Origin of the sequence: Streptomyces albiaxialis (assembly GCF_039530985.1) — a bacterium.
Classification (GTDB): domain Bacteria; phylum Actinomycetota; class Actinomycetes; order Streptomycetales; family Streptomycetaceae; genus Streptomyces; species Streptomyces albiaxialis.
Window position 1 is genome coordinate 140,693 of record NZ_BAAAPE010000005.1, and the last position, 15,408, is coordinate 156,100.

At 74.7% G+C, this 15,408-nt stretch carries 18 protein-coding genes and 2 pseudogenes; 9 read left to right on the plus strand and 11 right to left on the minus strand.

Going from position 1 to position 15,408, the window contains the following annotated elements; genetic code table 11:
• The first annotated feature begins 15 nt into the window (after positions 1-15).
• A complete protein-coding gene (locus tag ABD343_RS08700) occupies positions 16-519 on the plus strand; it encodes a dihydrofolate reductase (protein ID WP_344526391.1) in 504 nt (167 codons plus the stop codon).
• Here the strand turns inward: ABD343_RS08700 and ABD343_RS08705 are convergent.
• The 3 genes from ABD343_RS08705 to ABD343_RS08715 are packed head-to-tail and all read right to left on the minus strand — an operon-like array spanning position 507 to position 2,298.
• The gene (locus ABD343_RS08705) at positions 507-1,181 is read right to left on the minus strand and encodes a class I SAM-dependent methyltransferase (protein ID WP_344525833.1); all 675 of its coding nucleotides are present in this window, start codon (positions 1,179-1,181) and stop codon (positions 507-509) included. The two genes, ABD343_RS08700 and ABD343_RS08705, sit on opposite strands and share 13 nt — an antisense overlap.
• A gap of 20 nt (positions 1,182-1,201) precedes the next feature.
• Positions 1,202-1,621 carry an iron chaperone gene (locus ABD343_RS08710; RefSeq protein WP_344525835.1) on the minus strand — a complete coding sequence of 140 codons (420 nt, stop codon included), beginning with the start codon at positions 1,619-1,621 and terminating at the stop codon, positions 1,202-1,204.
• 35 nt (positions 1,622-1,656) lie between these two features.
• Entirely contained in the window at positions 1,657-2,298 is a 642-nt protein-coding gene (locus tag ABD343_RS08715; protein ID WP_344525837.1) for a glyoxalase, read from the minus strand.
• Between the two features lie 130 nt (positions 2,299-2,428).
• Here ABD343_RS08715 and ABD343_RS08720 point away from each other — a divergent pair, with 130 nt between their 5' ends.
• Positions 2,429-2,779: a DUF6204 family protein gene (locus ABD343_RS08720; protein WP_344525838.1), complete on the plus strand. Its 351-nt coding sequence runs from the start codon at positions 2,429-2,431 to the stop codon at positions 2,777-2,779.
• A 10-nt stretch (positions 2,780-2,789) separates the two neighbouring features.
• Positions 2,790-3,566 (plus strand): hypothetical protein, encoded by a 777-nt coding sequence (locus ABD343_RS08725; protein WP_344525839.1) that lies wholly within the window; start codon positions 2,790-2,792, stop codon positions 3,564-3,566.
• Here ABD343_RS08725 and ABD343_RS08730 read toward each other — a convergent pair.
• From ABD343_RS08730 to ABD343_RS08740, 3 genes are all read right to left on the minus strand, one after another.
• Positions 3,541-4,470 carry an SDR family NAD(P)-dependent oxidoreductase gene (locus ABD343_RS08730; protein WP_344525840.1) on the minus strand — a complete coding sequence of 310 codons (930 nt, stop codon included), beginning with the start codon at positions 4,468-4,470 and terminating at the stop codon, positions 3,541-3,543. The two genes, ABD343_RS08725 and ABD343_RS08730, sit on opposite strands and share 26 nt — an antisense overlap.
• A 73-nt stretch (positions 4,471-4,543) precedes the next feature.
• On the minus strand, positions 4,544-4,990 hold the full coding sequence (locus ABD343_RS08735; RefSeq protein WP_344525842.1) for a PPOX class F420-dependent oxidoreductase: 447 nt from the start codon (positions 4,988-4,990) through the stop codon (positions 4,544-4,546).
• Between the two features lie 61 nt (positions 4,991-5,051).
• A complete protein-coding gene (locus ABD343_RS08740; RefSeq protein ID WP_344525844.1) occupies positions 5,052-6,197 on the minus strand; it encodes an FAD-dependent oxidoreductase in 1,146 nt (381 codons plus the stop codon).
• Between the two features lie 131 nt (positions 6,198-6,328).
• On the opposite strand from ABD343_RS08740, the gene ABD343_RS08745 reads away from it, so the two are divergent.
• Both ABD343_RS08745 and ABD343_RS08750 read left to right on the plus strand, forming a co-directional pair.
• Positions 6,329-7,027, plus strand: coding sequence for a TetR/AcrR family transcriptional regulator (locus tag ABD343_RS08745; RefSeq protein ID WP_344525846.1), 699 nt, complete (start codon positions 6,329-6,331; stop codon positions 7,025-7,027).
• A gap of 70 nt (positions 7,028-7,097) precedes the next feature.
• Complete coding sequence (locus tag ABD343_RS08750) at positions 7,098-7,892, plus strand: SAM-dependent methyltransferase (RefSeq protein ID WP_344525848.1); 795 nt, start codon at positions 7,098-7,100, stop codon at positions 7,890-7,892.
• A 20-nt stretch (positions 7,893-7,912) separates the two neighbouring features.
• Here ABD343_RS08750 and ABD343_RS08755 read toward each other — a convergent pair whose 3' ends face one another.
• A complete protein-coding gene (locus ABD343_RS08755; protein ID WP_344526393.1) occupies positions 7,913-8,890 on the minus strand; it encodes an alpha/beta hydrolase in 978 nt (325 codons plus the stop codon).
• Between the two features lie 133 nt (positions 8,891-9,023).
• Here ABD343_RS08755 and ABD343_RS08760 point away from each other — a divergent pair, with 133 nt between their 5' ends.
• A complete protein-coding gene (locus ABD343_RS08760) occupies positions 9,024-10,034 on the plus strand; it encodes a helix-turn-helix domain-containing protein (protein ID WP_344525850.1) in 1,011 nt (336 codons plus the stop codon).
• A gap of 31 nt (positions 10,035-10,065) precedes the next feature.
• Here ABD343_RS08760 and ABD343_RS08765 read toward each other — a convergent pair whose 3' ends face one another.
• The 4 genes and pseudogenes from ABD343_RS08765 to ABD343_RS40950 all read right to left on the minus strand — a co-directional run.
• Entirely contained in the window at positions 10,066-10,569 is a 504-nt protein-coding gene (locus ABD343_RS08765) for an SRPBCC family protein (protein ID WP_344525852.1), read from the minus strand.
• Positions 10,570-10,626: 57 nt separating this feature from the next.
• A complete protein-coding gene (locus tag ABD343_RS08770) occupies positions 10,627-11,550 on the minus strand; it encodes a helix-turn-helix domain-containing protein (protein ID WP_344525854.1) in 924 nt (307 codons plus the stop codon).
• A gap of 296 nt (positions 11,551-11,846) precedes the next feature.
• Positions 11,847-13,067 (minus strand): hypothetical protein, encoded by a 1,221-nt coding sequence (locus ABD343_RS08775; protein WP_344525856.1) that lies wholly within the window; start codon positions 13,065-13,067, stop codon positions 11,847-11,849.
• A gap of 152 nt (positions 13,068-13,219) precedes the next feature.
• Positions 13,220-13,324 (minus strand): annotated as a pseudogene (locus tag ABD343_RS40950) (SDR family NAD(P)-dependent oxidoreductase); the annotation flags it as partial.
• 99 nt (positions 13,325-13,423) lie between these two features.
• On the opposite strand from ABD343_RS40950, the pseudogene ABD343_RS40955 reads away from it, so the two are divergent.
• The 3 genes and pseudogenes from ABD343_RS40955 to ABD343_RS08790 all read left to right on the plus strand — a co-directional run.
• Positions 13,424-13,534 (plus strand): annotated as a pseudogene (locus tag ABD343_RS40955) (AraC family transcriptional regulator); the annotation flags it as partial.
• Positions 13,535-13,601: 67 nt separating this feature from the next.
• Positions 13,602-14,114, plus strand: coding sequence for a MarR family winged helix-turn-helix transcriptional regulator (locus ABD343_RS08785; protein ID WP_344525860.1), 513 nt, complete (start codon positions 13,602-13,604; stop codon positions 14,112-14,114).
• Positions 14,111-15,379 carry a multidrug effflux MFS transporter gene (locus ABD343_RS08790; protein WP_344525863.1) on the plus strand — a complete coding sequence of 423 codons (1,269 nt, stop codon included), beginning with the start codon at positions 14,111-14,113 and terminating at the stop codon, positions 15,377-15,379. The genes ABD343_RS08785 and ABD343_RS08790 overlap by 4 nt, the downstream gene beginning before the upstream one ends.
• The last annotated feature ends 29 nt before the right edge of the window (positions 15,380-15,408 follow it).

The window sequence follows — 15,408 nt, forward strand, 5'->3', positions numbered from 1 at the left end:
GCCATGGGCACGGGCATGACGGTCGGGCTCATCTGGGCGCAGGCCCGGGGCGGCGTGATCGGCGCGGACAACGGGATCCCGTGGCACGTCCCCGAGGACATGGCCCACTTCAAGGCGACCACCCGCGGCCACCCGGTGGTCATGGGGCGCCGGACGTGGGACTCGCTGCCCCCGCGCTTCCGGCCGCTGCCCGGCAGGCGCAACATCGTGGTGACCCGCGACCCCGGGTGGGAGGCGGACGGCGCCGAGCGCGCCGGGTCCCTCACCGCCGCGCTGGAGAGCGCCGCACGGCCGGAGGGGGCGGACCGCCCCTCCGAGGTGTGGGTCATCGGCGGCGGGGAGATCTACCGCGCCGCGATGGAGCACGCCACCGTCCTGTCCGTGACCGAGATCGACACCACGGTGAACGGCGACACGTACGCCCCGGAGCCGGACGCGGCGTGGCAGGTCACCGAGGACCAGGGCTGGCGCGCCTCGAAGTCGGGCCCTCGGTACCGCATCCGCACCTACTCCCGCTGAGCCCCTCCCGGCCCGGCGTCGCGCCGGGCCAGCAGGTACGCGCGCCGGGTCTCGGCCTCGTGGGCGTACGGGCCGCGCTCCATCCGCATCTCCACGCGGAATCCGGCGGACTCGGCCAGCTCGGCGGTCCGTGCGGGGTCGAGGAAGCGGAAGTCGACGTCCACGGCGTGCCCCCACCAGGTGTCCATGTGCCTGACCTCCTCGCCGGCGTGGAAGGAGAGGAGGAGCAGCCCGGAGGGGCGCAGCACCCGCGCCGCCTCGTCGAGGGCCGGGCGCAGTTCGTCGGGGGCGAGGTGGATGAGCGTATAGAGGGCGACGGCGGCACCGAACTCGCCGTCCCCGGCCGGGAGGCCGAGCAGGTCGCCCCGGCGGAACTCCACCCGGTCGCCGAAGCGGCGGCGCCCGGCCTCGACCATGCCGGGCGACAGGTCGATCCCGACCGTACGGGCGGCGCCGTTCTCCGCGAGCCAGGCCGCCACATGGCCCGGGCCGCAGCCGAGGTCGGCGACCGTGGCGCCCGGCCCGGTCTCCTCCAGGAGGGCCGCCAGGAGCGCCCGGTCGAGCGGTTTGCCGGCGAGTTCGTCGTGCAGTCGGTCGGTGTACTCCTCGGCCACGGTGTCGTAGCTGCGCCGTACCGCGTCGTGCCGCGCGTGGTCCCCCATGCGGTCTCCGTTCCGTCTTCTCAGCCCGCTGCCTTCTCGATGAGCGCGCCGACGCGCTCCTCGTCGGCGGCGGTCGGCTTCGTCAGAGCGTAGGCGGTCGGCCACATGGTGCCGTCGTCGAGCGCCGCCTCGTCGCTGAACCCCAGGGTGGCGTACTTCGACTTGAACTTCTGGGCGCTCTGGAAGAAGCAGAGGACCTTGCCGTTCTTGGCGTACGCGGGCATCCCGTACCAGAGGCGCGGGGTGAGTTCCGGGGCGCGCTTCCGGACGATCTCGTGGATCCGCTCGGCCAGGGCGCGGTCCGCGTCCGGCATCTCGGCGATCTTCGCGAGGACCTCGGGCTCCGGGTCGGCCTTGGCGCCGCGCCGGGTGGCCTTCAGCTCGCTCGCGCGCTCCTTCATGGCGGCGCGTTCCTCGGGGGTGAATCCTTCGTGGCTCATGGCGGGTTCCTCTCGGGTGCGTGGGGTGCGCGGGGTCAGGACGACGCGGGGGCGGCGAGGGACGCGGCCTCCCAGGCGAAGCCGTCGGGGTCGGTGAAGGACCCGGCGGAGCTTCCGAGGACGATCCGGTGCGAGCCGGTGCCGTCGGCGGGGACACCGGCGACCTTGGCGAGCCCCCGGCGCTTGTAGAGCGCCAGCGTGAAGGGGCCGCCGCTCTCGTCGGCGGCGAACTCGACGTACTTGCCGCCGAAGCTCTTCTCGACGGCCAGCCCCTGCTCGACGTAGAACTGCTTGCTCGCCTTGACGTCCTCGACGCCGAGGAGGACCACGAGCGACTCGACGGTGCGGGTGGCGGGGCCGTCGTCCTTCTTGGCGGACGTCGCGAGCTTCCAGATCGTCCCGTCCGGGGCCTGGACGACGCTGCCGTAGCCCCAGAGGGACTTCTCGGGCGCCTTGAGCGGGGTGGCACCGGCGTCGAGCGCGGAGTCGGTGAGGCTGCGGACGTCGGCGGGGCGGGGCACGGTGATCGACAGCGTGAACCCGCGGAATCCGGCGGTGGGGGCCTCGGAGGCCCGCAGGCGGATCTCCTGGGGGCCGAGCCCGAAGGCCGTCTCGTGGAAGCGGCGGGTGGCCGAGGTGTCGGCCACTTCGAGGGTGACGGATGCGAGGGAGGTCATGCCCAGAACGCTAGTTCCGGGGTGCCGGGCGGTGCTTCTCCATTCCTGCTCGATGCGGCGGCCCGTGCCTGCCTCTGCCCGCCCGGAAACGGAGTGGAGCCGCACGGACCCGGCTCGTTACGGTCGCGGGATGAGCATCCGTACCTTCCGGATCACCGTCCGCGGCGTCTTCGACGGCCTCACCACCGACCAGAAGGCCGAACTGCTGGCCGAGGCCCCGCAGCACGACATGCTGGTCGCCGCGTTCACCCCCGAGGGCCATCTCACCTATGACATCGCCGCGCGGCCCGCCTTCACCTTCCGCTTCCAGGACTCGGGCGAGGCCGAGGAGGACATCCTCGCGGCCACCGAACGCGCGCAGGAGGCGGCGCGGGCGTGGCTGACCGGCCGGGGCTACGGCTGGAAGAACCTCCGCTCCCAGGCCGAGGACCTCTCCCAGGCCCCGCTGGGCAAGCGGCAGCGCCGCCGCGCGGCCGGCTGAGGGCCCCGCGATGACCCCGTACGCACCGCGGGAGCACGTGCTCACCGACCCCTCGGGGCTCACGGAACGGGCCCGGCGCTTCCTGCGGGAGCACGCCTCGCGGGACCCCTTCGACGCCGCGAAGGGGCCCTCGGACGAGGAACTGCGCCATCAGTTGCGCACGTTCTTCGGCATCACCGACGACGGGACGCTCACGCGGCTGCGACAGGCGCAGGCCCGCTACGGCGGCCTGCGCTACCGCAGCGTCCCGCTCCACGCGGATGTCGTCTTCGCGCCCTGGCCGGAGTACGAGGCCGAGGACGGCGAGCCGATCGCCTGGTTCCTCGACCTCATGGTGGCGCTGCCGCTGGCGGTCTGGATGCTCGCCGACGGCACGGTCGCCTACTGCCAGCCGGGCCCGCCCGCCCCCGGCGGCACCGTCGTCCCGGCCTTCCCCACGGCCGACGCGCTGATCGAATCGGACGCGCTCCACCACGCCCCCGCGCCCTGGACCCGCCTCACAGACCCTCCCCCGCTCCCGGCGCACGCGGTCCACGCCACCGCCGAACGCCTGCGCCTCCCGCCGCTGGCCGCCGCCTCGGGCTTCACCGAACACTGGTGGCAGCGCTCCGGCTTCCGCATCCACGTCTCCTCCACGTTCGCCAGGATCTCCGAGCGGCCGGAGGACGCGACGTGGCACATATGGACGGCCGACGCCGGGGGCCGGGACGCGGCGCGGGACTTCCTCGCCGAGGCGACGGCCCAGGCGGGCGCGGGGCCGGTCACAGGGACGGCGGCAGGCCCGTGAGTTCGGCCGTCCGGATCCAGAGGGTGTCGCAGCGGGCGGGGTCGGTGGTGTGGGGGGCCGTTGTGGCCTGTCGGCGCTTGACGTAGAAACGGCCCGTGACGTGCTCGGTCTCGGGGGACGTCGCCAGCCAGGCGGGGGTGTCGGCGCCGACGTCCGGGCCGGGGAAGAAGGGGTTCAGCAGGGGGCTCAGGGACTTGAGCGCGCCGAGCGAGTCCTCGCCGATCCCGGTGCCCTTGATGATGCCCGGGTGCGCGCCGTTGACGGTGATGCGGCTGCCCTTGAGGCGGTCGGCGAGGGCGTGGACCAGCATTGTGTTCATGTTCTTGCTGCGCGCGTAGCAGGTGAAGGCCTTGAGCCCCGGGGCCGGTCGCCGCCCGCCCGGAGCGGCGGCCGGGTCGTGCACGTCGACGGGGAACCTCGCCAGCACCGTCGGGGAGGCGCCCACGACGACGAACCGCGCCCGGCGTCCGCCTATCGGCCCGACGAGGGAGCGCAGCAGGACGTACGGCGCGAGGTAGTTGGTGGCGAGCGTGCGCTGCAGGCCCTCGGACGTGACGTCGTCGGGCGGCGCGATGACGGCCGCGTTGCTGACCACCACGTCGGGCGGCGGCTGCTCGCCCAGCCGCGCGGCCAGCTCCCGGACCTCGCTCAGCAGGGAGAGATCCGCGCGTTCCGTACGCAGCTCCGCGTGCGGTACGGCGGCGAGGATGCGGCGCCGGGCACGGTCGAGACGCGCGTCGCTGCGGCCCACCAGGACGACGGTCGCGCCCCTGGCCGCCAGCCGACGGGCGACGGCCTCGCCGATCCCGCCGGTGGCCCCGGTGACCACGGCCCGCCGCGCCTCCGCCGCTCCCGCTCCCCGCGGCCTCTGCCCCTGCCCCTGCCCCTGCTCGCCTCGCTCCATGTCGCGCGACAACTCCCTCTGCTGGACGGCGCCCCGGGCTGACCGGCGGCACCGTACATGATCGGGGCAGGTCTCAGGAGGCCGGGACCGGGCCGCCCGGGCGGAAGCGCTCCACGCCGACGATGTGCCGCACCTTCGTCGGCCGTACGACGACCGCGACCCGCTCCTCACCCGGCATGATCCACTCGAACCGCTCGCTGCCGAGGTACTTCCGGGCCAGCCGGTCCATCCGGTCGTGCGCCTCCTGGCCCTCGATGAAGCGGCTCACCTCGCCGCTGATCTGCACGCGGTCGAAGGGGTCGGCGGCGTCCGCGTGCGAGAGGTAGACGCGGGGGTCGCGGCGCAGGTTCTCCTCCTTGACCCGGCCCACCGAGGTGTTGAAGGTCAGCTCCCCGTCCCCCTCCAGGTCCACCCACATCGGGCTGACCTGCGGCGCGCCGTCGGCGAACACGGTCCCGACGTACCAGATGTTCGGGGCGCGCAGCCGGTCGCGGACGGCTTCGTCGAAGTTCGCAGTCATGCCCGCGAGGCTATCAACCAAGATCAATAGCGCGGACGGCCCCACCCGCGCGGACGGCGCCTCAGTGGTGCGCCGTCATGTGGGCGAGCAACCGCGCGGCGCCGTCGGGCGAGAAGGCGTCGTCCAGGGCCTCCGCGGCTCCCGCGGCGGCCTCGGCGGAGCGGGGCAGGAGCACCTTCTCGTACGCGGCGACCGCCTCGTCGAGGGCCACGACGCCGTCGGCCGCGTGGTCGGCGAGGGCCCGGGCGAGGTCCGCGCCGTCGCGCATCGCGAGGTTGGCGCCCATGCCGGAGAACGGGGACATCAGGTGCGCGGCGTCGCCGAGCAGCGTGACGCCGCGGGTGGGCTCCCACAGGTGCGGGACGGGCAGGGCGAACAGCGGGCGGTTGACGTAACCGGTGTCGGTGTCCGTGAGGAACCCGCGCAGGGCCGGGCCCCAGCCGTCGAAGCGCTCCAGCAGCGCCCGGCGGACCGCGGCCGGGTCGGCCGGGTCGGCACCCGCGCGGCGGTGCCAGTCCTCGGGGACGCGCATCCCGGCGTACACGCGGATGTGGCCGTCGCTGTTGCGCTGGGCGACGATGCCGAGGTTGTCGTCGAGCGCCATCATCGTGCCCTGGCCGGTGAGGGCCGCCGGTCCGGGGTGGCGGACGTCGGCGTCGTCCAGGCCCGTCTCGACGAAGGTGACGCCGGTGTAGCGCGGCGTGGCGCCGGACACCAGGCGGCGCACCCGCGACCAGGCCCCGTCGGCGCCGACGACCAGGTCCGCCTCGGCGGTACGCCCGTCGGCGAAGCGCAGCCGGTGACGGCCGCCGCCCAACGGCTCGGCGCTCTCCAGCCGTTGCCCCCACCGGACGGTGCCGGGGGCGAGGGAGTCGAGGAGCAGGGCGCGCAACTGGCCCCTGTCGATCTCGGGGTTGCCCTGCCCGTCCTCCGGCGGCGCCCCGTCGAACGTCACCGTCCCGTCCTTCCCCACCAGGCGCCACTGGTCGCCCTCGGGGCGCGCGACGGCGGCGAACGCGTCCCACACCCCGGCGGCACGCAGCGCGAACTGGCCGGTGCCGGGGTGCATGTCGAGCGTGCCGCCCTGGTCGCGGGCGGCCGGGGAGGCGTCGAGTTCGTGGACGGTGACGTCGATGCCGTGGCGCTGGAGCACGCGGGCGCAGACGAGACCGCCGGGTCCGGCACCGACGACGGCTATGTGCTTCATGGGGCGTCTCCTCGGTCGTACGGCCGTACGAGTGGGTCGTACGGGGTCGATGACCGACACAAAAGCAGAGCCGCTCAGAAAGTGCAACGATACAACTTTTTGCGTCGGGCACTCTTCGCTACGATGCCCCCATGCCCACGACTCCCCCCGGGCGGCGCGAGCGCAAGAAGGCCGCCACCCGCAAGGCCCTCGCCGACGCCGCCCTGCGCCTGTTCACCGAGCGCGGCTACGACGCCGTGACGCTGCACGATGTCGCCGAGGCCGCCGACGTCTCCACCACGACCCTCCTCAAGCACTTCCCCGGCAAGGAGGCCCTCGTCTTCGACGAGGAGGCCGACCAGGAGGCCGGGCTCGTGGCCGCCGTCCGCGACCGCTCCCCCGGCACCTCGCTCCCCCGGGCCCTGTGCGCGCACGTCAAGCGCGCCCGCCTCCACACCGCCGCCACCGACGAGGCCGCCGCGACCGACGGCCCCGCCACCGGCGGCCCGGCGCCCGGTGTCCGTTACGAGGACTTCCGCGACCTGGTGACCCGCACCCCGGCCCTCAGCGCGTACGCGCACCGCATGTGGATGCGGCACCAGGACGCGCTCGCCCGCGCGATCGCCGAGGACGTCGGCGCCCCGGCCGACGACCCACGCTGTGCGGCGCTCGCCCGCTTCGCCCTGGAGACCTCGGCGCTCGCGCACGGCGCCCCGGACGCCGAACACGCCGAGCACACTGTCGACGCCGCCTTCGATCTGCTGGAGCACGGATGGCATGCCACGGCACCCGGCCCGGGTCCGGACCCGGGCCCGGGCCGGGGCAACTCCGGTCACACGCACCGCAGATGATGTGGCAAGCTTTGGCCAGCCATTCGCGGGCAGGCAGGCACGCGGTGGCGGCAGCCGAGAGGAGCGCAGCGTGAGGCAGGACGGCTTCCGCGCCGAGGAGATCGACACCAGCAGGCCCCACCCCGCGCGGATCTACGACTATCTGCTGCGCGGCAAGGACAACTACGAGGTGGACCGGCACGCCGCCGACGAGCTGGCCGCCGTGGCACCCGAGGTGCGTATCGGCGTACGCGCCAACCGGGCGTTCCTCCAGCGCGCGGTCCGCCAGGTGACCGAGAGCGGCATCCGCCAGATCCTCGACATCGGCACCGGGCTGCCCACCTCGCCCAACGTGCACGAGACCGCCCAGGAGATCGCGCCGGACGTGCGCGTCGCGTACGTCGACAACGACCCGATCGTGAACGCGCACGCCAGCGCCCTGCTCAGCCGTTCCGGCGGGACCCGCATCGTGCTCGGCGACCTGCGCGACCCGCGGGCGATCGTGGAGCACCCGGACGTCCGCGAGGTCGTCGACTTCGACGAGCCGGTGGCCCTCCTCCTCGTCGCCATCCTCCACTTCCTCACCGACGAGGAGCGCCCCGAGGAGGTCGTCGCCACGCTCCGCGACGCGCTGCCCGCCGGGAGCTGCATGGTCCTCTCGCACGCCACGGACGACTTCGCCGACCGCAGCGCGGCCCAGGCCGTCTACAGCAAGGCCACCGCCAGCCTCAACCTGCGCTCCCGCGCCCAGGTCGAGCGCTTCTTCGACGGCTTCGAGCTGATCGAGCCCGGCCTGGTCCAGGTCCCGTTCTGGCGCCCGGACGCCCCGCCGCCCCCGCAGTCCGAGGAGATCGGCTTCTACGGGGGCGTCGCCCACAAGCGCTAGCAGACTAGCGGACGTACGCGTCAGGGCTTGCGGAGCCGGTCGAGGATGCCGTCGAGGTCGCGGCCGAAGAGCTTCGTGCGGAAGACGTGCCCGCCGGGCTCCTCGTGCCGCTCGTGCGGGATGCCCGCCGCGTCGAGCCGGTCGTGGAACTCCCGCTGCCCGGCGAGCACCTGGGTCTCGGTGACCCAGTCCGCCCAGTCGACCGGGTCGGGGCTGGTGCCCGCGGCCAGGAAGACCCGCTTCCCCCGGTAGGCGGGCACGTGCTCGACCGGGTTGTCGGCGCTGACCCTGGCCTCGTTCCAGCGCGGCACGCCGTAGACGCTGCCCCCGGCCAGTTCGGCCGCGGCGGAGGAGACGTTGGCCCAGTGGGTGACGAGGCCCGCGTCGCGGCGGAGGCTGGCCGGGCCGGAGTGGGAGCTGACCGACGCGAAGTGGCCGGGGTGCTTGGCCGCGTACTTCAGGGCGCCGAACCCGCCCATGGAGAAGCCCGCCACGGCGCGGCCGTCGAACTCGGCGTACGTACGGAAGTTCCCGTCGATCCAGGGCAGGAGCTGCTCGATGTGGAACGTCTCCCAGTTGCGGGGCCCGGAGTTGGAGTGGACGGGGTCGCAGTACCAGCCCGCGGGCCCTCCGTCGGGCATGACGACGATGACGGGCCTGCCCGCCGTGAGGGCGCGGATGTTGACGCTCTCGTAGTCGAAGGAGCGGAAGTCCTGTCCCAGGCCGCCGCCGTGGAGGAGATAGAGGACGGGGTAGCGCCGCCCGTCGGCGTAACCGTCGGGGAGCAGGACGTTGACCGCCGGGTTCCAGCCGATCGCTTCGGTGGCGAAGCGGTAGTACTTCATGCGCGGGTCCTTCTCGTCGCGCTCGACGACCCGCAGGCCGAAGCCGTCTCCGGCCGCCCGTGCCGCCGTCGCCGAGGCCAACAGGCCCGATCCGCCGAGCACCGCCGCCGCGGACACTCCGCCCGCCGCCTTCAGCACGCGCCGGCGGGACATGTACGACTGACTCACCACAACCTCCTGGTGGGGGGATTCGCGGGGCAGGGATGCTAGGTGCGCGACGGGTCCGGCGGTGGCGGGCTTTTCGGGCTCCGCCGAATTGCCCTCGTGAGGGGCCTACGCTTACCCGATGGCCGGCGTTCTGCGCATCCACTTCAGCGACCGCGACTTCCGGTACGTGCAGCTCGCGGGGTCGGCGGATCCGATATGGGAGGCGATCCTCGGCCTCCACGTGCTCACCACGCCCCCGTCCCGCCTCCCCGCCCGCCTGCGCCCGTGGCGGCGGAGGGCCGCGGAGCGGCAGCGGGACTCGGAGCGGCAGCGGGGCTCGGAACTGCGGGCCGCGTGCCGCCTGTTGGGCGATCTCGCGCCGCCCGACGCCCCGTACTTCCCCGACTTCCTCACGCCCGTCGAGTCGGAGGACGGCATCTCGGCCGGGCTGCGGACGCTGCGCGCCACATCCGGCGCCCGGCTCGCCCGCGAGCTGCGCGAGGCGGCGCGGCACCGCGCCCTGCCCGGGTGGACGCGGCGGCTGGCCTCTGGCGACCGGGAACTGCTCGACCGGGTCGCGGACGCGCTCCTGCACTTCCACGCCCAGCTCATCGCCCCGGGCTGGAGCGAGGTCGAGGCCACCGTCGCCGCCGACGCGGAGGGGCGTGCGCGGGCGATGGAGGGCGGCCTGGTGGCGGTGCTGGAGCGGCTGGGGCCCTTCGCGTGGCGGGACCCGGTGCTGACCGCGCCGTATCCGGTGGACCTCGATCTGCGGCTGCGGGGACGGGGGCTCCGGCTGATCCCGTCGTTCTTCTGCCACACCATGCCGATCGCGGTCGCCGACCCCGACCTGCCGCCGGTGGTGGTCTATCCGGTCTCCCCGCCCGCGCAGGAGCCACGGGCGGCGCCCCGAGCGGGCGCGGGGGACGCGCTCGGCGCGCTGCTCGGCACCGGCAGGGCCCGCGTCCTCGACGCGCTCACGGCCGCCTCCACCACGGGCTCGGTCGCCGCGCGCCTGGGCATGTCCGCGTCCACGGTCAGCGGCCATCTGAAGGTCCTGCGCGGCGCCGGGCTGGTCCACAGCGAACGCGCCGGGCCGCATGTGCGGCACCGCCTGACCGGCCGGGGCCGCCACCTGCTGGGCAGGTGAGAGGTCCGGGCGCGCGCGACGGGCGGGCCGGTCACGCGCCCGCCGTGTCGGCGTCGGCGTCCTCGGGCGCGTCGGCGTCGGCGTCCTCGGCCTCGTCCGCGTCCGTCGCCTCGGCGTACGCGGCGAGGCCGTCGGCCATCCGCTGCATGAAGCGGGTCAGGTACCAGCGCCACAGCGGGCCCGAGAGAGGCAGCTTGGGCTCGAAGACGGCGGTCCAGATGATGTCTGTGCCGCCCTCCGGCGTCTCGGCGAGCGCGATGGTGCCCTGGTACGAGCGGAACGGGCCGCCCACGTTCTCGTAGCCGAACCGGCGGTTCTCGGCCAGGTCGACGATGCGCTCCCGGGAGACCGTCCGGCCGGTGCGGAACACCCGCGTGTCGCCGACCCCCTGCGGCGTTCCGGGGTCGCCCCCGTCCTCCAGCCCGGCGGCGTCGATGGGCGACCACGACGGCCAGGTCGAGGCGCGCAGCAGCGTGGAGAAGACGGTTGCGGGGTGTGCCCGCGAGCGTGCGGTGACGGCGTAGCTGTACGGCATTCCGCCACGCTAGGCCGGGCCCGCCGGTCCGGGGGATGCGCGGAATTGCCCTGCCGGCTACGACATCTTGCGGTACGCGGACGGGCGTACGCCCACGTGGGCCAGGAACGTGGTGGACAGGCTGCCGGGGCTGGAGAAGCCGCAGCGTTCGGCGATCCGCGCGACGGTGAGGTCCGTGTCCGCGAGCAGCCGCCGCGCCCGCGCGATCCGCAGCCCCGTCAGGTACCGGTGCGGGGTCTCGCCGGTGGCGTCCCGGAAGACGCGGATGAAGTGGTAGACGCTCAGGTGGGCTTCCGCGGCGATGTCCGCGAGCGTCAGCGGATCGGCGAGCCGGTCCCGCATGAGCGCGATGCCCCGGCGGACGGCGTCGCGCTCGCCCCCGGGGACGCCCGGGTCCGGGTCCGGGCCCCGGCCCGAGGTCCGGCCCGGGATCCGTTCCCGGCCCCGCGTCAGCAGATGCGTCACCAGGAAGGCGGCGGCCGACTCCGCGTACAGGTCGTCGGTGGCAGCGGCGGCGGGGAGCGCCCGTACGAGCTGCTCGACGACCGGGTCCCCGGCGGCCAGGGCGGCGCCCATCGCCTCGAAGTCGGGCTCGGGCCCGCCCAGTTCGGCGGCGATCCGCGCGACCGTCGCGCGCGGGACGTGCACCTGGACGCTCCGCATCGGGGACGTCGCGCGGTAGCTGCGCTCGGTGGTCCGGCCGGGGAGCATCAGCTCCAGACGGCCGGGGGCCCAGCGCCGCCGCACGGCCCGCCCCCCGTCGCGCACCCGCAGCTCCGCGTCCCCGCCAGTGCACAGCACGAGGTGGAGGTCGGCCACTCCCGGCAGCGGAACGGAGTCCGCCTCCCCGGCGTGGCTGAAGCTCTGCACGAGCAGGGAGCGCCACCCGGAGTCGTGCCAACTGCAGTAGGTATGCCGCACGAGGCCGGTCGTCTCGACGCCGGCGTACGGCGCCAGGTCGAAGTCGGGCGAGTCGAACACACCGCCACCCTACGTCCGCTCCGCCCCCGGGCCGCCAGCGTGACCGCATGCCCCGCGTTCCCGCCCTCACCCTGGCCCCGCACCGCTTCACGCGCGAGGAGATCGCCGGGACCCCGGCATCCCCCGGAACGGGCACCCGTGGATCGGGCTGCTCATGGTGCACGACGACCGGCGCCCGGACGTCCGGTACGGCAGGCCCTGCGTTGTGCTGCACAAGGCCCTGACCTGACGCACCGGGGTCGTGGTCCGGGCCGGGGCCGGGGCCGGGGCGGCGGGGTGCCCGCCGCCCCGTCCGTTCAGGAGGCGAGGGAGTCGCCGGCGTCGTCGGCGTCGCCCTGCGCGGAGGCCCGCAGTTCGGAGATGCAGTCGGTGATCGCCTTCTGGAGGGTCTCCAACTGTTCGAGCAGCTCGTCCTCGTACAGGTCCGCCGCGTCGTCGAGGGTCAGCTCCTCGAACGCCTTGGCGGCCTTGCGCACCTTGCCCTGGAACCGCGCCCGGCGTTCGTGGGCGCGCAGTTGCGGGTCGCTCTCGACGGCCTCGGTGACGAGCGAGCGCACGGCCTTCTGCGCGTCCGCGACGTAGGGCGCCTCGTCCTCCTCGTCCAGGCCCTCGATGAGCGCGAGGTGCTGCTTCGCCTCGGCGACGACGTGCTCGGGCGCGGGCACCCGGTCGCCGCTGGGCGTGGTCATCTCGCCGTTGTCGATCAGGTCGCGGACGAACTCCACCGAGGTGGCCGTACGGGCGGCCGCCGCCACGGTCTTGGACAGCTCGCCGGTGCGCGCGATGTCCTTCGCGAGGTCCTCGCCCAGCTCGGGGTCGTCCTCCAGCCGGTCCAGCAGCGCGTGCCGGGCGGCCTGCGCGGTGCCCGGGTCGGCGAGGATCGCGGCGCGCAGCGCGGTCGGGTTCTCCGCCACCTCCAGCGCCTTGGTCGGGCGGATGCCCTCCGCCTCGGCCACGGCGGAGATCGCCTGGCCCCGGGGCGAGTCGCCGCTGGAGCGCGAGGTGTAGTAGCCGAGCCAGACATCGGCGTCGGGCAGGTCGATGTCCTCGCCGGGGACGAGCGCCTCGAAGACCGGGACGACGCCGTCGTCCGCCGCCCGGTCCCAGGCGCGGTAGAACCGCATCACGCGCTCCGGCGAGCAGCCCGCGAGCCGGGCGAACTCCTTCGCCGACACCTTCGCCCCCGGCCCGCCCGCCTCCCCGGCGTGCGCCCCGCCGGGCCGGACGCTGCGCGCGACCTTCAGCGCGAACGTCCAGCCACCGGTGCGCGCGAACTTGCCGAACTCCCGCGCGTCCCGCTCCACGGCGCCGTCGCCACCGCCGTCGCCCTCACCGGCCTCCGGGACGGGCCGCGCCGCCTCCCCCGTGAGGTCCGGCTCCCCGGCGGGCGCCGGGAGCGAGGGGGCGGCGGCGGTCTCCTCCTCGTCGAGGGGCTCCGTCCACACGTTCTCGTCCTGCGCCGGAACGGGGGCGGCGGCGGTCTCGGCGGCGAGTGCGGTGTCCGGGGTTGTGGTCATGGAAACTCCGTCGGTTACGCGTACGTGAACCCTCCGATTCTCCGTCACCGCCCCACGTGGTCCGCGCAGGTCCCCCCGGTCCGGGTGTCCGCCGCCCGGCCGCCGTCAGTCCGGCAGCGGCTCGACGACGTCCACGAGGACGGCGGCCTCCTCGCGCGGGGGCCCGACAGCTCGTACATCCGCCCCGCGTGGCCGTCCCCGGTGAGCGCGGCGACGGCCACGGCGGCGATGTCCTCGGCATCCACCAGGCTCGCCGCCAGCCGAGCGCGCCTGCTGCGCGCCTGGTCCGACGGCCCGGACACCGTCCCGCCCACCCGGCCGTGGACGGTCGCGGAGCTGGCGGCCCGGGTGGGCGCGTCGCCCGCAGGGTCGGCTACGCCAACGCCTTCGCCCTCAGCGTCACCTTCAAGCGCCTGCACGGCACCCGCCCCAGCGCGCACATGGCTCGCCAAGAGGATAACAAGTAAACACATCCCATTTCTCGACCCCTTACCGCCTTGATGGATCACATCGCCAAGCATTAGCTTGTCATCCATGGGTGAAGATACGGGCTCGTCCGACGAGCGGGATGTATTGCTGGCCGAGTCGCTGCGCTGGGGCGTGTCGCGGCTGGCTTCGCGGCTGCGTGCCGAACAGCCGGGGAGCGGGCGGGTGTTGACGCGGCTGGCCGCCTCGGTCCTGGCGAACCTGCGGCACAGCGGTCCGCTCACCCCCTCCGAACTGGCCGGGATCGAGGGCCTGCAGACCCAGTCGCTGACCCGGGTCCTCAACGACCTGGAGGAGCAGGGCCGCATTCGCCGTACGCGCAGCGACGTGGACGCGCGCCGCCAGGACATCACGCTGACCGCGGCGGGCCGGGAAGCGCTGGACGCGCACGTGCGGGACGGCAACGCCTGGCTGGCGGCGGCGCTGCGGCAGACCCTCTCCCCCGCCGAGCGCGACATGCTGCGGATCGCCGCCGGGCTGCTGGAGCAGGTCGCGGTGGCCGAGGTGCCGGGAGGCGTCCGGCGGGCGTCCGGTGACGACGGCGCGGCCCCCGCGCTGTGAGGCCGGGCACGGGGCGTACGGGGCCTACGGGGCGGCGCGCGGCCAGCCCTCCGTACGCCCGCCCCGGCACACCGCCCTCGCGGGCACGGCTCCTGGCGGTGCTGGCCGGGCTGAGCGGCGCCAGCCCGCTGGCCACGGACATGTACGTGCCCGGACTCCCGGACGTGGCACGATCGCTGGGCACGGACGCGTCCGGCGCGCAGACCTCGCTGACCGCGTTCCTGGCGGGCATCATCGCCGGGCAGCTCCTGCTGGGCCCGCTCAGCGACGCGACCGGGCGCCGCCCCGTCCTGCTGTGGGGCACGGGGCTCTTCGCGCTCTTCTCCCTCGCGTGCGCCCTCGCCCCCACGCTGGCGGTCCTCGACGCCGCACGCGTGGGGCAGGGCGTGGCGGGAGCGGCGGGGATCGTGGTCTCCCGCGCCGTCGTCACCGATCTGTTCGACGACCGCGAACTCGCCCCCGTCTTCTCCCGTCTGGGAGCCATCACCGCGACGGCGCCGGTGCTGGCGCCGCTGGCCGGCGGCGCCCTGCTGCTGCTCCTGCCCTGGCGCTGGGTCTTCGCCGCGCTCGCCCTCGTCGGCCTGCTGATGACGGCGGGCGTGGCGCGCTGGGTCCCCGAATCGCATCCGCCGGAGGCCCGGCGAGGGGGCGGACTGCCGGGAAGCCTGCGGATGATCGGCCGGCTCGCGGCGGACCGCGCGGTGCTCGCGCCCGTACTGGCGCTCGCGTTCGGCGGCGCCGCGGTCTTCGCGTACATCGCCGGGACCACCTTCGTCTTCCAGGACATCCACCACCTCTCCCCGGCCGTCTCCAGCGTCGTCTACGGGGTCAACGCGCTCGGCAACATGGCCGGAAGCCTCGCCTACGGCCGCCTGGCCCGCCGGCGGTCCGCCGAGACCCTGCTCGTCACCGGCGGCGCGGTGGCCCTGACCGGTCCCGTGCTCCTTCTCCTCCTCCACGCGACCACGGGCAGCGGCATGGTGGTCACCTGGCTGTGCCTGCTGCTGACCGTCACCGCGTTCGGGGTGTTCTTCCCCGCCGTGATCACCGTCGCCCAACGCCGCGGACGCGCCGCCCCGGGAGCCACCTCGGCCCTGCTGGGCGGCGGCCAGTTCCTCCTCGGCGCGGCCGCCTCACCCCTGGTGGGCCTCTCCGGCACCCACACCCCCGTCCCGATGGCCGCGGTGATGGCCCTCAGCCTGACCCTGGCCACGACCGCCGCGCTCGCCACCCGGCGAACCGGGAGGCGGCCCCGGCAGTCGTGAAAGGGGCCGCCCCCGGTCCTCGTCGGCAG

What these genes read in the sequence shown, in the direction of transcription:
- ABD343_RS08700 (WP_344526391.1), top strand. Translation starts at nt 16, where the DNA reads ATGACGGTCGGGCTCATCTGGGCGCAGGCCCGGGGCGGCGTGATCGGC.
- ABD343_RS08705 (WP_344525833.1), bottom strand. Translation starts at nt 1,181, where the DNA reads ATGGGGGACCACGCGCGGCACGACGCGGTACGGCGCAGCTACGACACC.
- ABD343_RS08710 (WP_344525835.1), bottom strand. Translation starts at nt 1,621, where the DNA reads ATGAGCCACGAAGGATTCACCCCCGAGGAACGCGCCGCCATGAAGGAG.
- ABD343_RS08715 (WP_344525837.1), bottom strand. Translation starts at nt 2,298, where the DNA reads ATGACCTCCCTCGCATCCGTCACCCTCGAAGTGGCCGACACCTCGGCC.
- ABD343_RS08720 (WP_344525838.1), top strand. Translation starts at nt 2,429, where the DNA reads ATGAGCATCCGTACCTTCCGGATCACCGTCCGCGGCGTCTTCGACGGC.
- ABD343_RS08725 (WP_344525839.1), top strand. Translation starts at nt 2,790, where the DNA reads ATGACCCCGTACGCACCGCGGGAGCACGTGCTCACCGACCCCTCGGGG.
- ABD343_RS08730 (WP_344525840.1), bottom strand. Translation starts at nt 4,470, where the DNA reads ATGGAGCGAGGCGAGCAGGGGCAGGGGCAGGGGCAGAGGCCGCGGGGA.
- ABD343_RS08735 (WP_344525842.1), bottom strand. Translation starts at nt 4,990, where the DNA reads ATGACTGCGAACTTCGACGAAGCCGTCCGCGACCGGCTGCGCGCCCCG.
- ABD343_RS08740 (WP_344525844.1), bottom strand. Translation starts at nt 6,197, where the DNA reads ATGAAGCACATAGCCGTCGTCGGTGCCGGACCCGGCGGTCTCGTCTGC.
- ABD343_RS08745 (WP_344525846.1), top strand. Translation starts at nt 6,329, where the DNA reads ATGCCCACGACTCCCCCCGGGCGGCGCGAGCGCAAGAAGGCCGCCACC.
- ABD343_RS08755 (WP_344526393.1), bottom strand. Translation starts at nt 8,890, where the DNA reads ATGTCCCGCCGGCGCGTGCTGAAGGCGGCGGGCGGAGTGTCCGCGGCG.
- ABD343_RS08760 (WP_344525850.1), top strand. Translation starts at nt 9,024, where the DNA reads ATGGCCGGCGTTCTGCGCATCCACTTCAGCGACCGCGACTTCCGGTAC.
- ABD343_RS08765 (WP_344525852.1), bottom strand. Translation starts at nt 10,569, where the DNA reads ATGCCGTACAGCTACGCCGTCACCGCACGCTCGCGGGCACACCCCGCA.
- ABD343_RS08775 (WP_344525856.1), bottom strand. Translation starts at nt 13,067, where the DNA reads ATGACCACAACCCCGGACACCGCACTCGCCGCCGAGACCGCCGCCGCC.
- ABD343_RS08785 (WP_344525860.1), top strand. Translation starts at nt 13,602, where the DNA reads ATGGGTGAAGATACGGGCTCGTCCGACGAGCGGGATGTATTGCTGGCC.